Origin of the sequence: Pseudomonas putida, from assembly GCF_002906855.1 — a bacterium.
Lineage (GTDB): Bacteria > Pseudomonadota > Gammaproteobacteria > Pseudomonadales > Pseudomonadaceae > Aquipseudomonas > Aquipseudomonas putida_N.
In genome coordinates this window covers 1,917,275-1,930,995 of record NZ_MINI01000028.1, presented here as the reverse complement: position 1 = coordinate 1,930,995, position 13,721 = coordinate 1,917,275, and the positions used below count along the sequence as shown (strand labels likewise).

The window sequence follows — 13,721 nt, the reverse complement described above, 5'->3', positions numbered from 1 at the left end:
GAGAGTGGGGCCTGGCGGATAACGCCAAGGTGATCGCAGCATTACAATCGTGTCATGGGCACGCAGCGCCTCTAGCCCGGCACTTGCAACATTCTGTTGGTAATTCCTACATTCAGCAGTGAACCTGCTTACAAAAATGCGGTCTGTCCCTGACGGTCAATTCACCGACCGGTTCGCCGGCTCCGTCGCTGATCTACAGTTACCGGGCCTATTTTTCCTGTTGCAGCGAAGACCCAAAATGCCTGAATCCCGCCCAGCCTCCCTTGCCCTCCCTGCCCTGCGCGGCAGCCTGCTCGCCGCCTTGGTGGCTCTTGCCGTCCCCGCGCATGCCGAAGAGCCGGCCAGCGATGCGCGCTGGGTCAGCGACAGTTTGAGCACCTATGTGCGCAGTGGCCCGACCGATGGCCACCGCATCGTCGGCACGCTCAAGTCCGGGCAGAAACTCACCCTGATCGGCAGCCAGGGCAACTACAGCCAGGTGCGTGGGCAAAATGGCGACCTGGTGTGGATCCTCACCAGCGACCTGCAGTCGGTACCGGGCCAGAACGAGCGCCTGCCGCAGCTCGACGCACAGGTGGCGGAGCTGTCCGGGCAGCTCAAGAACATCGATGACAGCTGGAAGAACCGCGTGCAGGGCATGCAGGAAACCCTCGACTCGCGCAAGAAGCTCATTGATGAACTGGAAGCCCGTAACCAGGCACTCAACGAACAGCTCGACCAGAGCCAATCGAGCCTGCGCGATACACAGGCACGCCTGGGCGACGAGAACAAGCAGGTGATGATGCGCTACATGGTGTACGGCGGCAGCATCGCCGGCGCTGGCCTGCTGGCGGGGCTGATCCTGCCGGCGCTGACCCGCGGCCGGAAGAAGAACGACCGCTGGTTCTGATGCTCGATCCGGTGGGGATTTCGTCTGGCTGAAAGCTGGCAGCCTGGATGGGTATGCCTGTGCCGGCTTCTTCACGTACGTCGCCGCGAAGAAGCCGTACAGCCATGTAACTATTTGCTGCGGGCCTTGTTGTAGATGGTCTTGGCTTGGTCAGCCGAGGCCTGGCATTGGGTATAGTCCCCCTTCGCCTGCGCGTCCTTGGCTGTTTTCAAGTGCTCTTTGTAGTCGTGTGCCATACCACCATGCAGCCCCGGGCCATCGGCTTTATGGATACTTTCCAGCTCACTGATCTTGGCCGCGCAGTTGCTTTTAGCGTCGGCATGGGCGGTAAAGCTCAACACTGAGGCAATCACCAGTAGAGGCACGAATTTCATGGATTTCATGGAGCGTTCTCCTGGGCAATCGGAATGATCATCGAGAGACAATGGCTCGACGCAGAAAAGAGCATAGTCGGCGCAGGCCCAGTGTGTCGGTTCAGATCAGCGGTCGAGCGCCCTCGGCAAACAGGAAGTCAATGAACGCCCGTACCCGCAATGGCATGTGTCGGGCCTGGGGGTAGATCAGCATGAAGGGACGCGAGGTGCCGCCGTATGCGCCCAATACCTCGACCAGCTCGCCACTCGCCAGCGCGTCCTGCACGGTGAAGCGGTAGGCCTGCATCAGGCCACCCCCATGGCGCACCAGTGTCGCGGTTGCCAGGAAGTCGCCCAGGCAGGTGAAGCCACCGTCGGTATCCATTTCAACCTCGCGGCCTTCGATGCGAAAACGCCATGGCGAACGGCGGCCGTTGCTGGCCAGTTCGAACTGAATGCACTCATGCCCGGCCAGGTCCTGCGGCACCTGCGGCGTACCCATGCGGGCCAGGTAGCCCGGGGTCGCCACCACCACCAATTCGGCATCCTCCAGACGCCGCGCCACCAGCCGCGAATCGGCTGGCTCGCGACCACGGATAGCGAGGTCGAAGGGCTCTTCGGCGAAGTCGACGTTGCGATTGCTGACATGCAAGTCTACCTGCACCTGTGGATAGCGCTGACGGAACGCCGGCAACAACGGCAGCAGACGGTGATGCGCATAAGGGGTGGGCGCGCTGATGCGCAGGCGGCCACTGGGCACGGCCTGGCCACCGGTGGCCTGGCGCTCCGCCTCGACCAACTGCCCGAGCGCCTGTCGACATTGCTGGTAATAGGCCTGGCCGGCGTCGGACAGGCGCATCTGCCGGGTGGTCCGTACGAACAGGCGCACGCCCAGGCGTTCCTCCAGACGCGCCACGCTGCGGCTCACCGCTGCCGGGGTGACACCGGCCTCGGCGGCCGCAGCAGTGAAACTGCCGGTATCGGCTGCCAGGCAGAACAACTCCAGGCTGCCCAGTTGCAAGTCGTCGAAGTAGCGGGTCATGGCGGCTCGATTAATTACATGGTGTATCGATTGAAGTGCCATCCGGCTCATTTTTCAAGCAGGCGTTGCGCCCTACAGTGATCTCCACCACGAGCCAACCGGCTCACTTTCGGAGAACGCAACCATGAGCACGCCAAGAACCGTCATCATCACCGGGGCCTCCAGCGGCCTGGGCTTCGCCCTCGCCGAGGCCTTCCTCGAGCGCGGCGACAACGTGGTCGGCAATGCCCGCAGCCAAGCGCGCCTGGAGCAGGCCGCCGCCCGCCTCGGTCACCCGCAGCGCTTCGCCGGCGTGGCCGGCGACATCGCCGAAGCCAAGACTGCCCAGCACCTGATCGCCACGGCACAGGCGACCTTCGGCGGCGTCGACATCCTGATCAACAACGCGGGGATTTTCATCCCCAAGCCCTTTACCGAGTACAGCGAGGCTGACGTCGACGCGCTGGTGGGCACCAACCTCAAGGGCTTTTTCTATCCGTCGCAGGCAGCGGCAAGGGTCATGGCTGCACAAGGCCACGGGCAGATCATCGCCATCACTGCCTCTATCGCCCTGCAGCCGGATACCCGCGTGCCGGCGCTATTGCCAGTGTTGGTCAAGGGCGGGCTCAACCAGGCGGTCAAAGGCCTGGCTCTGGAACTGGCCGCCAGCGGTGTGCAGGTCAATGCGGTGGCGCCGGGGATCATCGATACACCGCTGCACAGCGGCAACGTCGAAGGGCTTGGCGGGCTGTCACCAAGCGGTCGCACAGGCAAGCCGCAGGATGTGGTGGATGCCGTGCTGTACCTGACCGATGCGCGCTTCGTCAGCGGCGTCATCCTGCCCGTGGACGGTGGCAGCACCGCCGGCACCTGGCACTGAACCGAGGAGCGAACAGCCATGCCTTACGTTCATATCCGGGTGACCGATGAGGGGGTGACCCAGCAACACAAGCGCCAGCTGATCGAGGGCACCACGCAGTTGCTCGAACAGGTACTGGGCAAGCCACCGGCCAGTACCTTCGTGGTGATCGAGGAAGTGCCGACGGACAACTGGGGGGTTGGCGGCGAGACCGTGACGGCAGTTCGCCTGCGAGAGCGGGGCTGAACGCTGGGGCGCTTTGCTCCCCTTTGGCCGGCAAGCGCGGCTCCCACAGGTACCGCGTGGGCTTTGCTGCCCTTATTGCCGCAACCGCTCCAGCGCCTCAAGTACGAACCCGGTGGCCCGCTCCACCTGCCCCTCCCGGCAGGCAATTCCCAGCTGGCGCCACAACCCTGGCCGCAGCGGCCGGCGCGCAATGCGCCGGTCCAGTTCGGCGGCCTCACCTTCCTGCGGCAACAAGGTCGCGCCATAGCCGGCGCCCACCAGGCTCTTGATGGCATCGTTGTAGTTCAGTTCGATGCGCGGCTCGGGATACAAACCCGCCGCCGCGAACCACTCACCCGTCACCCGCGACAGCTGGGTGCTGTTGTCATTGAGGATCAACGCACGCTGCGCCAGCCAGCCGGGGGTGACCTTTGCCGGCGGCTGCCAGTCGGCCGGCACATACGCCAGGATCGGGTCACGCCGCCAGGGCGTGAGCCTGACGCCCTTGCCAGCCACCTGTGGCAGCGCTACCAGGCCGATATCCAGGTTGCCTTCGCGCAAGCGCGCCAGGGAAGCCTGGGAGGTCAGCACCTGAACCTGTACGTCGATGCCCGGGTGCGCCACCCGCAGGTGTTCGAGGGCCCTGGGCAGCAGATGGGCAATAGCCCCCGTCGAGGCGCCCAGGCGCACCCGCCCAGTCAGACCTTCGACCTGGCGACGCACCTCGTCCAGGGCCAGATCGGCATCGGCCAGCAAACGACGAGCGCGTGCCAGCAAGGTCTCGCCGATGCTCGTGGGGCGCACCTGGTTGCGGTTGCGGGTCAGCAGCGGCGCGCCGACCCGCGCTTCCAGCTCGGCCACGTGCAGGCTGATGGTGGGCGGCGCCAGGTTGAGCTGGCGGGCGGCTTCGGCAAAGGAGCCCAGGTCGGCAATCACTACCAGGGTGCGCAGGCGGTCGAGGCTGATTTCGCGCATGGGCGGCGATCCTTGATTCATCAAAACTGAATTTCAGCATCATGATATTCAAATTTTCTTTCTCAAGGCCACAGGCGAGCATAGGCCACCCCCTCCCCTGACCGGACTCCCGACCATGCACAAACCAGTTGTCTTCATCGACGGCGACCAAGGCACCACCGGCCTGCAGATCCACGCCCGCCTGCAAGGTCGCAACGACCTGCGCCTGCTGACCCTGCCCGAAGCCGAGCGCAAGGACCCACAGCGGCGCAGCGACGCCATCAACAGCGCCGACATCGCCTTGCTGTGCCTGCCCGACGACGCCGCCCGCGAGGCTGTTGCGGCCATCGAAAACCCGGCGGTACGGGTCATCGATGCCAGCTCCGCGCACCGCACCACGCCAGGTTGGGTCTACGGCCTGCCAGAACTGGATGGGCAACAAGCCGAGCGTATCGCCCAAGCCAAACGTGTCAGCAACCCTGGCTGCTACCCCACTGGCGCCATTGCCCTGCTGCGCCCGCTGGTCCAGGCCGGCCTGCTACCTGCCGACTACCCGCTGAGCATCCATGCCATCTCCGGCTATTCCGGCGGCGGCCGCGCAGCCGTCGAGCGGCATGAGACCCCGGGTGCTGAACACGCCCCGACCTTGCAGCTGTATGGCCTGGAACTGGCGCACAAGCACGTGCCGGAGATCCAGCTGCACGCTGGCCTGTCGGCACGGCCGATGTTCCTGCCGGGTTACGCGGCCTATCGCCAGGGCATCGTCCTGAGCATCCCGCTGCAACTGCGCCTGTTGCCTGGCCAGCCCGACGCGGAACAGTTGCAAGCTTGCCTGGAACAGCACTATCAGGGCGCCCGCCATGTGCAGGTGATGCCCCTGCACCAGCAAGGTCCGGCCACCCCGCTCGACCCTGAGGCGCTGAACGACAGCAACGACCTGCGCCTGGCGCTGTACGCCAACCCCGAGCACGGCCAGGTGGTGCTGACGGCGGTATTTGACAACCTCGGCAAGGGAGCCTCGGGCGCAGCGGTGCAGAACCTCGACCTGATGCTTGCCGCGATGCGCGGCTAAAAAGGGTTTAGACTGTGCACCCCGCGCCAACCCGGCGCGGTGAGCCAACCGCAGCCGGAGCCCGTCCACCGATGTTCATCCTGAGCCGCCTCGACAGCGTGCCGCCCGAGTCCTTCCAGAACCAGATCCGCGAGCTGGTGATCCACAACGTCGGCGACCTGAGCAGCGTCGCCATTCGTGCCGAAAACCCGCTCTATCCGCTGTACCAGTACGGTGTCGGCATGGAGGTGCACCAGTATCTGCAGGCCATTGACGGCACCCGTGGCCTGGCGGTGCAGTTGACCCTGGCTCTGGATGCCGACGCCCCAGACCAGTTGCTCGGTTTCGCCTTGACCTTGCCGGCCCAGGACAACCCCCAGGCCTGCGCCCTGGCGTTTCTGGCCGTGGCGCCCAGCCACCGCCGCCAAGGCATTGCCCGTGCCCTGCTGGGTGATGCGCAGGCGCGCTATGCCAGCGTCGAGCTGAATGCCTTTGCCCATCAGGTGCCCTGGTTCGAAAGCATGGGCATGCAGGTGGTCGCCGCCAGCGGGCCGCAGGTGCTGATGAGCAGTACCGGCCAGGCCAGTGGTGCGCTGATCGGCCGGCTGGATATTGCGCCGATCTACCAGACTGCCGAGGTGCTGCAGATTCACACTTACCTGCTTAATCAGCAGGGTGAGGATGCCATGCTCGATGCCGAGCAGCAGCGGGATGAATGGCTGGATGATTTGACCGCCCAGGCGAAGGCCTGTGTGCGGGAGCGCAAGTCGGTGCATTGATCGTGCGGCCTCTTCGCGGGGCAAGCCCGCTCCTACAGGAACGCACCGTCCTGTAGGGGCGGGCTTGCCCCGCGAAGAGACAGAACTGGCCGGTCAGGCATGCACCCAACGCCGATGCAGCCCGCGAGCCAGGGCATCGAGCATGAACCCCAACACGCCGATCAGCAGCACCATCGCCATCAGCTCCGAGTACGCCAGGCGATCGCGGGTATCGAGAATGAAATACCCCAGCCCCGCACTCACCCCGAGCATCTCGCACGGCACCAGCACGATCCACAGGATGCCAATGGCCAGGCGCACACCGGTCAGTACATGGCCGATCACCCCAGGGAGGATCACCTTGCACAAGGTTTCCCAACGCGTGGCACTGAGGCTGCGGCTCAGCTGCAGCCAGCGCGGGTCGAGCTGGCGCACGCCAGCGGCGGTGTTGAGCAGGATCGGCCACAGCGCGGCGAAGGCCAGCAGGAAGTAGATCGGCTGGTCGCCTACGCCCATCAGCATTACCACCACCGGCATCCACGACAGTGGCGAGATCATCCGCAGGAACTGGAACGCTGGCGTGGTCGCCGCCTCCAGATGCCGGTAGCTGCCGACCAGCAGCCCCAGCGGCACGCCAATCAGCAGCGCCAGCAGCAGGCCAACCAGAATGCGCTTGAGGCTGACCCAGACATGCCCGTAGACCTCGCCCTGGCCGAGCAGCTCGACCAGGCTGGCCAGGGTCGCCTGGGGCGAGAAGCGCGCCGACAGGCCGTCGGCCTCGCCGAACAACCGCACCCCCAGCCACCACAGCAAGAGCAACCCCAGCAGGCCGGCCAAACCCAGGCCGGCATGGACGACGTGCTTGCGCATCAGACCGCGAACTCCTCGCTACGCTGGAAGTTCTCGGCGATGCCGAACACCGAAGGGCCACCGACTGCCGCAATGGCGTTGCGCACGAAGCGGTCGTCGACCAGGTCGCGGGCCGTTTGCGCTGGGTCCAGGCCGGCGAGGAAGCCGCTTTCGCCCTCGATCAGGGTGTGCTTCAGGCGCTTGACCAGTTCCTCGGTGTAGCTGGGGTATGGGTAGGGCTGGAAGTCGATGCGCTTTTCATCCCACTGTTGATGCTGGATCGCGCCACTGGCAATGTAGCTGGCGCGGTCTTCGGCGGCCGGGGCCAGTACCTTGGTCAGCACTGCCGGTTCATGCGGGGTGTACTTGTTGGGGCCCGCCTTGGACAGCAGCGCCGCTGCTTCGGCACGGTGCTCGCGGGTCCAGTGCTGGGCCTTGACGATGGCGTTGACCACCTTCTGCGACCATTCCGGACGGTTGTTCAGGTCGTGCTCGTGCATGAACACCACGCAGCAGGCGTGGTTGCGCCAGACATCGCCGGTAAAGCGCTGCACGCGGCCGACCTTGAGGTTCTCGGCCAGGGCGTTGAACGGTTCGGCAACGATGTAGCCGGCGATGCGCTTGCTCGCCAGGGCCGGCGGCATGTCCGAGGGCGGCAGCACCAGCAGGTTGACTTCGTTGGCCGCCAGCTGGGCATTGGAGGGCTTCGACACCGGGGTCAGGCCGTTGTCGTTGAGCATCTGCTGCAGCACCACGTTGTGGATCGAGTACCAGAACGGGATGGCCACGGTCTTGCCGCCCAGCTGCTTCATGTCGGTAATGTCCGGCGCCACGGTCAGGCCCGAACCGCCGACATGGTTCCAGGCCACCACCTTCGCCGGCACCTTGCTGCCATAACGTGCCCACACGGTCATCGGCGACAGCAGGTGAATGACGTTGACCTGGCCCGAGATGAACGCCTCGATCACCTGCGCCCAGCTACGCAGCAGCACCGGGCGCTCGGCCTTGATGCCTTCGGCTTCGAACAGGCCATTGTTGTGCGCCACCAGCAGCGGCGTGGCGTCGGTGATCGGCAGGTAGCCGATGCGCACCGGCGCGTCGGGTTCGGCGGCTGCGCGGGCCTGCAGGCTGGACAGCAATGGCATCGCCCCAGCGGCAGTGAGCATGGCGCTGAGCTTGAGGAAATCACGACGCGAAGTGGCGGAACAGCAGTCATCCATGCACATGTGCAGGCTCCGAAGGCAATGAGGTAGGGGAAGGTTCAGCCGTGCGGCTTGCCCGCCGAAGGGTTTTCAGGATCTCGATGCGCAGTGCGCCCAGCTCCTCGACCCGGTGCGTGCGCGGTTGCGCCAGGTCGATGTGCCATTGGCCAAGGATGTGCGCCGGGTGGTTGCCCAGTAGCAGCACTCGGTCGGACAACAACAGGGCTTCGTCGATATCGTGGGTAATCAGCACCGCCGCCGTGTTGTGGGTGGCAATCAGTTGCAGCAGCAATTGCTGCATGTCGGCGCGGGTCACTTCGTCGAGCGCACCGAACGGCTCGTCGAGCAGCAGTACTTCAGGCTGGCGCGCCAGGCAGCGGGCCAGTGCGGTGCGCTGGGCCATGCCACCGGATAACTGCGCCGGATACTGGTTGCGCGCATGGGCCAGGCCCACCGAGCTGATGGCATGGTCGATGCGCGCACGGCGCTCGGCTGCGGTCAGCTTGGGCTGGCGGGCGAAGTCCAGGCCGAAGGCAACGTTCTTTTCCAGGCTCAGCCAGGGCAGCAGGCTCGGGTCCTGGAAGGCCACTGCCAGGCGCGGATGGGGACCCTGCAATGGCTCGCCATGCAGGGTCACGCGGCCGCCACGTGGCTGCTGCAGGCCAGCCAGCACCCGCAGCAGGCTGGACTTGCCGACACCACTGGGGCCGAGGATGGTCACCACCTCGCCTGGCGCCAGTTGCAGGTCGAAGCGCGCCAGCACCTCCTGCCAGCCGCCCGCGCGCGGGTAGCCCAGGCTGATCTCGCGGGCTTCGAGTAACGCTTGGCTCATGCGCTGGCGGCCTGGCGATGCAGCTCGGCGCGCAGTTGCACCAGGCTTGGGGTGACGATCGGCACGAACGCCGACTCGCGCCAGCGGCGGGCGAAGCCGGCACCGAACTCATCCAGGTAGGCCTTGCCGCCGCTGGCCTGCAGCTCCAGCTGCACGGCATCGGCCGCACTTTCGGCAAGGGTGATGCGCAGTTTGAACAGCGCCGCCGGCTGGCCCTGGAAGCGCCCTTCGAGCAGGCCTTGCTTGAGCTCGGCCACGGTGTTTTCCAGGCGTTCCTTGAGCACCTGGCGGTGTTCTTCGAGGAACGACAGGCGCCCGTGCAGATGTTCGTGTACTTCGTGCAGCGAGCGCCGCGCCAGGCCGATGGCCATGCCGCACTGCAGGGCGAGAAACGCCGGGCGCACCTTGGGCAGGAATTCGCGGGCGTTTTCGTGCAGCAGCCAGTCGCGGCTCAATTCCACCTGATGGAACGCCAGCGCTGCCGTGTTGCTCGATTGCAGGCCCATCAGTTCCAGGTCGTCAGAACGCTCCAGGCCCTGGCTGTCGGAGGGAATCGCCATCACGAAAGGCGAGCCGCCGGCATCGTCCTCGATGGCCGCCGCCACGACGAAGCCGCTCTTGCGCAGGTTGGTCACCCAGTGCAGGCGGCCTTCCAGCGTCCAGCCCGCCGCCTCGGGGCGGCCACGCACCTGCAACGCCTCGATCCCGGAAAGGAACTTCATGGCGTTGGACAATCCGGTGGCACCGGCCAGCTCGCCAGTCAGCAGTCTGGGCAGCAAGCGCTCGCGCAAGGCCTGGTTGGGGCTTTGCAGCAGGTACTCGATGAATGCGCGCTGGCCCCAGCAGACAAAGGCTGCGGCCAGCGAGCGGCTGGCGATGGCGGCGATGGCTTCGACCGCATGGGTGACCGCGCCCCCGCTGCCACCCAGTGCCGGGGCGACGCCTACGCGCAGCAGTTGCGATTCGGCGATGTGCGCCAGCACCAGCTGCGGGTCGCATTGGCCCTGGTCGATTGCCTCGGCATTGGCATCCAGCCATTGACGAAATGCAGCATCAAGCATGTCCCTACTCCTTTTGAAATCGCAGGCGCCACCAGCGCCAGGCGTCAATTACGCAGTTGGCTGCCAGCGGTACTTGCTCAGCTCGTCGTTGAGCGGCGTCTGGGCGAACACATTAGCAAAGTTGCACAGGGTTGCGAGACTCACGCCAAGAATCACTTCCAGGGCGTTGCCCTCGGTGAAACCGGCTGCGCGGAAGGCCTGGTAGGTGGCGTCGCTGACATTGCCGCGGGTGGCTATGACTTCACGGGCGAATTCGGCCAGGGTCTCGTAGCGGGCATCCGGCAGTTCGCCACGGGCACGCAGGGCCTCGACCACCTCGGCGGGCAGCTTGGCCTTGTTCAGGGCCACGGCGGTATGGCCGGCGACGCAGAAGTCGCAACCGTGTTTGGTGGCGGCAATCAGTTGTACCACTTCACGCTCGGCCAGGGTCAGCTCGGATTTGCCGTTCAGGGCCGAGACAGTGACGTAGGTTTCCAGCGCTGCCGGGGCGTTGGCCAGCACGCCGAGCAGGTTGGGAATGAAGCCGGAGTTCTTCTGGGCGTTTTCGAGGAATGGGCGGGCCGCTTCCGGGGCGCTCTGCAGAGTGTGTAGAGTAATGCGGGAGGACATGGAGTGGTCTCCTTTTGATGTGTGTCGCTACAGTCTGTTGGTTATAAGAATTACCCTCCATATTCATCAGTCGCCTTTCCTTGCTCCTGAGTCTTTGCATTAGATGATTTCATCCAGCCATCTTGTCGATTGGTTATTAGAAGGCCTCGAACTCGACGCGAGCCTGTTCCATGTCGGCCGCTATTGCGGCGGCTGGCATGCCAGCACCCAAGGCATGGGCCGTGCCAGCTTTCACCTGGTGGTGCAAGGGCATTGCTGGTTGCACCTCGATGGCCACGCCGAGGCCGTGCGCCTGGCGGCCGGCGATGCCGTGTTCCTGCTGCGCGACCTGAGCTATCGGCTATCCAGCGACCAGGACCCGATCACAGCCTGCGACCAGCCACGCCAGCAGATGCAGGCGCTGGATGCGACGGCGAACGATGGGGTGGGCCTGGTATGCGGGTTTTTCGACTTCCGCGCCGGGTTGTCGTCATTGATCGTCGAGGGGCTAGCCGACTGGATCGTGCTGCGCGCCGATGAGCCGGCCGGCCATGCGGCGCGGGCGTTGTTCGGGCTGATTCTGGAGGAGTGCCAGCGCTCGCCCTCGCAAATCATGCTGGAGCGCCTGACCCAACTGCTGTTTCTGTATGTGCTACGCCAGCAGGTGCACGGGGGGCAATCGCTGGGCGGACTGGTCGCCCTCGCCCGCCAGCCGGCATTTGCCGGGTTGCTGGAGCAGTTGATCGAGCAGCCTGGGCAGGCCTGGACGCTGGAGAGCATGGCGGCCTGCACCGGGTTGTCGCGCTCGGCGTTCTTCAAGCGCTTCAATGAGCTGGCCGGGCAGTCGCCGGGGCAAGTGCTGTTGGCGCTGCGCATGCGCCATGCGTGCCGGTTGCTGAAGGCGGGCAATACCGTGGAACAAGTGGCGGTGCAGGTGGGGTACCAGTCGGTGGCGGCCTTTACCCGGGCGTTTGCCAAGGCCATGGGGGTGCAGCCCGGGGCCTATCGGCGGCAACAGGCTGGAACATTCTGACCTGGTAGCGCGGAATCCCCCGCCGCTGCTGGTGATCCTTTGACTGCAAATTCCTGACAGATCCGTCAAAGAATGACGGATATTTCAGAAGATGTTGTTACATTGAATGCCTGGTCAATATTGATGGCAATATGGCATCATCGCAATCAAAAAAACATACAAGAGGGTGAGGCACACACTTAAATCTGCAGCGCATCGAGAGCCTGGCGCCATTCCCTGGTGGCCCGGCCATCCGACCATGCTCTTGACGCCTGCACGCCAACGTCAAGGAGCATTCCATGCAGTTACGGAATATGAAGATCGGCACCCGCGCTACCAGCGTTTTCGCCCTGCTGGGCGCATTGGTTCTGGCCATGGGCCTTATCACACTCTATGAAACCCGGCAGATGGACGCGGCCACGGACGAAATCCGTGTCACCTGGATGCCCGCCGTGGTTGCCCTCAGTGAAATCAGCACCAACCTCGGCCGTGCCCGCGCCCTCACCCTGCGCGCCGCGCTGGATGACAACACAAGCGAGCGTGCGCGCAACATCGACCTGCTCAAGGGCATCAACGAGCAGCTCGCAAATCGCCTCAAGGATTACGAGGACACCATCATCGCCGCTGATGACCGCACTCTGTTCAACACCTTCGAGGGTGCCCACCAGCAATACCTCGACCTGCAGTCACGGGTAGTGCAGGACATCGCTGCCGGTCGCATGGACGAGGCCAAGCAGCAGATCAGCGGCCCGCTCACCCAGTACGCCGATAGCATGATGAAGGCCATGGTCGCGCTCATTGCCTACAACGGCAAAGGTGCCGAGGATGCCTCGCAGCGCAGCAGCGATGTCGCCGACGAGGCTTTCACCGCCATCATCGTCTCGCTGGTGATCATCATGCTCGCCCTGGCTACCATCGCCACCGTACTCACCCGCAGTATCGTAGTACCGCTGGCCGATGCGGTCGCCGTGGCCGAGCGCGTGGCTACCGGCGACCTGACCCAGGACATCCGTGTCGTCGGCCGCGACGAACCGGCCCTGCTGCTGCGCGCCTTGAGCCGCATGCAGAACAGCCTGCGCGAGACCATCCGCAAGATCGCCGCCTCCTCCGACCAACTGGCCTCGGCTTCGGAAGAACTGCACACCGTCACCGAAGACACCAGCCGTGGCCTGCACCAGCAGAGCGCGGAAATCGACCAGGCCGCCACCGCCGTCAACCAGATGACCGCGGCGGTGGAAGAAGTGGCGAACAACGCGGTCAGCACGGCCGATGCCTCGAAAGGCGCCGACCAGAACACCCGCGATGGCCGTGATCAGGTCAACCAGGCCCTGGCCTCGATCCAGCATCTGGTCAATGACGTGACGGGCACCTCGACCGAGATCGAACAACTGGCCAGCAACGCCAACGAGATCAGCCGCGTGCTGGACGTGATCGGCGCGATTGCCGGGCAGACCAACCTGCTGGCGCTCAACGCGGCGATCGAAGCGGCTCGCGCTGGTGAGGCTGGTCGCGGCTTTGCCGTGGTGGCCGATGAGGTGCGCGCCCTCGCCCACCGGACCCAGCAGTCGACGGCAGAGATCGAGCAGATGATCGCCGGGATCCAGAACGGTACTGAACGGGCAGTGTCGGCGATGCACAGCAGCCGCAGCCGGGCCAACGGAACACTGGAAGTGGCGCAGGGTGCAGGTCAGGCGCTTGAGGTGATTGCCGAGGCGATCACTTCGATCAACCAGCGCAACCTGGTGATCGCCAGTGCCTCCGAGGAACAGGCGCAGGTGGCGCGGGAGGTGGATCGCAACCTGGTGAACATTCGTGACCTGGCGATGCAGACGTCGGCGGGGGCGAACCAGACCAGCGCAGCGGCACAGGACCTGTCGCGCCTTGCCGTGGACCTGAATGGCATGGTGGCGCAGTTCAAGGTTTGACCTGAAACAGCTGGGGCCGCTTTGCGGCCCATTCGCGGGACAAGCCCGCTCCTACAGGGTTTGCACAATGCCCAAGGCTTGCGCTGTACCTGTAGGAGCGGGCTTGTCCCGCGAATGGGCTGCAGCGCAGCCCCTGTCACAG

Annotated in this window: 15 protein-coding genes; 7 read left to right on the top strand and 8 right to left on the bottom strand. The window is 64.9% G+C overall.

The genetic code is table 11. The features are described 5' to 3' along the window. The first annotated feature begins 238 nt into the window (after positions 1 to 238). The gene (locus BGP85_RS09400) at positions 239 to 889 is read left to right on the top strand and encodes a TIGR04211 family SH3 domain-containing protein (RefSeq protein ID WP_103446905.1); all 651 of its coding nucleotides are present in this window, start codon (positions 239 to 241) and stop codon (positions 887 to 889) included. 110 nt (positions 890 to 999) lie between these two features. Here BGP85_RS09400 and BGP85_RS09395 read toward each other — a convergent pair whose 3' ends face one another. Together BGP85_RS09395 and BGP85_RS09390 are read right to left on the bottom strand one after the other, a co-directional pair. Next, the gene (locus tag BGP85_RS09395) at positions 1,000 to 1,272 is read right to left on the bottom strand and encodes a hypothetical protein (protein ID WP_103446904.1); all 273 of its coding nucleotides are present in this window, start codon (positions 1,270 to 1,272) and stop codon (positions 1,000 to 1,002) included. A gap of 91 nt (positions 1,273 to 1,363) precedes the next feature. Then, a complete protein-coding gene (locus tag BGP85_RS09390) occupies positions 1,364 to 2,284 on the bottom strand; it encodes a LysR family transcriptional regulator (RefSeq protein WP_103446903.1) in 921 nt (306 codons plus the stop codon). 124 nt (positions 2,285 to 2,408) lie between these two features. On the opposite strand from BGP85_RS09390, the gene BGP85_RS09385 reads away from it, so the two are divergent. Together BGP85_RS09385 and BGP85_RS09380 are read left to right on the top strand one after the other, a co-directional pair. Next, positions 2,409 to 3,143 carry an SDR family NAD(P)-dependent oxidoreductase gene (locus BGP85_RS09385; RefSeq protein WP_103446902.1) on the top strand — a complete coding sequence of 245 codons (735 nt, stop codon included), beginning with the start codon at positions 2,409 to 2,411 and terminating at the stop codon, positions 3,141 to 3,143. 18 nt (positions 3,144 to 3,161) lie between these two features. After that, a complete protein-coding gene (locus BGP85_RS09380) occupies positions 3,162 to 3,368 on the top strand; it encodes a tautomerase family protein (protein WP_103446901.1) in 207 nt (68 codons plus the stop codon). Between the two features lie 72 nt (positions 3,369 to 3,440). Here the strand turns inward: BGP85_RS09380 and BGP85_RS09375 are convergent, their stop codons facing one another. Further along, the gene (locus tag BGP85_RS09375) at positions 3,441 to 4,322 is read right to left on the bottom strand and encodes a LysR family transcriptional regulator (RefSeq protein ID WP_103446900.1); all 882 of its coding nucleotides are present in this window, start codon (positions 4,320 to 4,322) and stop codon (positions 3,441 to 3,443) included. Between the two features lie 115 nt (positions 4,323 to 4,437). Between BGP85_RS09375 and argC the strand changes: the two genes are divergently transcribed. Both argC and BGP85_RS09365 read left to right on the top strand, forming a co-directional pair. Beyond that, a complete protein-coding gene (gene argC, locus BGP85_RS09370) occupies positions 4,438 to 5,373 on the top strand; it encodes an N-acetyl-gamma-glutamyl-phosphate reductase (protein WP_103446899.1) in 936 nt (311 codons plus the stop codon). Positions 5,374 to 5,444: 71 nt separating this feature from the next. Beyond that, a complete protein-coding gene (locus tag BGP85_RS09365; protein WP_103446898.1) occupies positions 5,445 to 6,131 on the top strand; it encodes a GNAT family N-acetyltransferase in 687 nt (228 codons plus the stop codon). Positions 6,132 to 6,224: 93 nt separating this feature from the next. Here BGP85_RS09365 and BGP85_RS09360 read toward each other — a convergent pair whose 3' ends face one another. From BGP85_RS09360 to BGP85_RS09340, 5 genes are read right to left on the bottom strand one after another with little or no spacing between them, the layout of a single operon-like run. After that, complete coding sequence (locus BGP85_RS09360; RefSeq protein ID WP_103446897.1) at positions 6,225 to 6,980, bottom strand: ABC transporter permease; 756 nt, start codon at positions 6,978 to 6,980, stop codon at positions 6,225 to 6,227. Then, positions 6,980 to 8,185, bottom strand: a complete 1,206-nt coding sequence (locus BGP85_RS09355; protein ID WP_103446896.1) for an ABC transporter substrate-binding protein — start codon at positions 8,183 to 8,185, stop codon at positions 6,980 to 6,982. Before BGP85_RS09355 ends, BGP85_RS09360 begins: the two co-directional genes overlap by 1 nt. Further along, positions 8,172 to 8,993, bottom strand: coding sequence for an ABC transporter ATP-binding protein (locus BGP85_RS09350; RefSeq protein WP_103446895.1), 822 nt, complete (start codon positions 8,991 to 8,993; stop codon positions 8,172 to 8,174). The genes BGP85_RS09355 and BGP85_RS09350 overlap by 14 nt, the downstream gene beginning before the upstream one ends. Beyond that, positions 8,990 to 10,054: an acyl-CoA dehydrogenase family protein gene (locus BGP85_RS09345; RefSeq protein WP_103446894.1), complete on the bottom strand. Its 1,065-nt coding sequence runs from the start codon at positions 10,052 to 10,054 to the stop codon at positions 8,990 to 8,992. Before BGP85_RS09345 ends, BGP85_RS09350 begins: the two co-directional genes overlap by 4 nt. A gap of 48 nt (positions 10,055 to 10,102) precedes the next feature. Beyond that, positions 10,103 to 10,663: a carboxymuconolactone decarboxylase family protein gene (locus BGP85_RS09340; RefSeq protein ID WP_103446893.1), complete on the bottom strand. Its 561-nt coding sequence runs from the start codon at positions 10,661 to 10,663 to the stop codon at positions 10,103 to 10,105. Positions 10,664 to 10,766: 103 nt separating this feature from the next. Between BGP85_RS09340 and BGP85_RS09335 the strand changes: the two genes are divergently transcribed. Then, positions 10,767 to 11,675 (top strand): AraC family transcriptional regulator, encoded by a 909-nt coding sequence (locus BGP85_RS09335; protein WP_103446892.1) that lies wholly within the window; start codon positions 10,767 to 10,769, stop codon positions 11,673 to 11,675. 278 nt (positions 11,676 to 11,953) lie between these two features. Then, a complete protein-coding gene (locus BGP85_RS09330) occupies positions 11,954 to 13,579 on the top strand; it encodes a methyl-accepting chemotaxis protein (RefSeq protein ID WP_103446891.1) in 1,626 nt (541 codons plus the stop codon). Positions 13,580 to 13,721 lie beyond the last annotated feature (142 nt).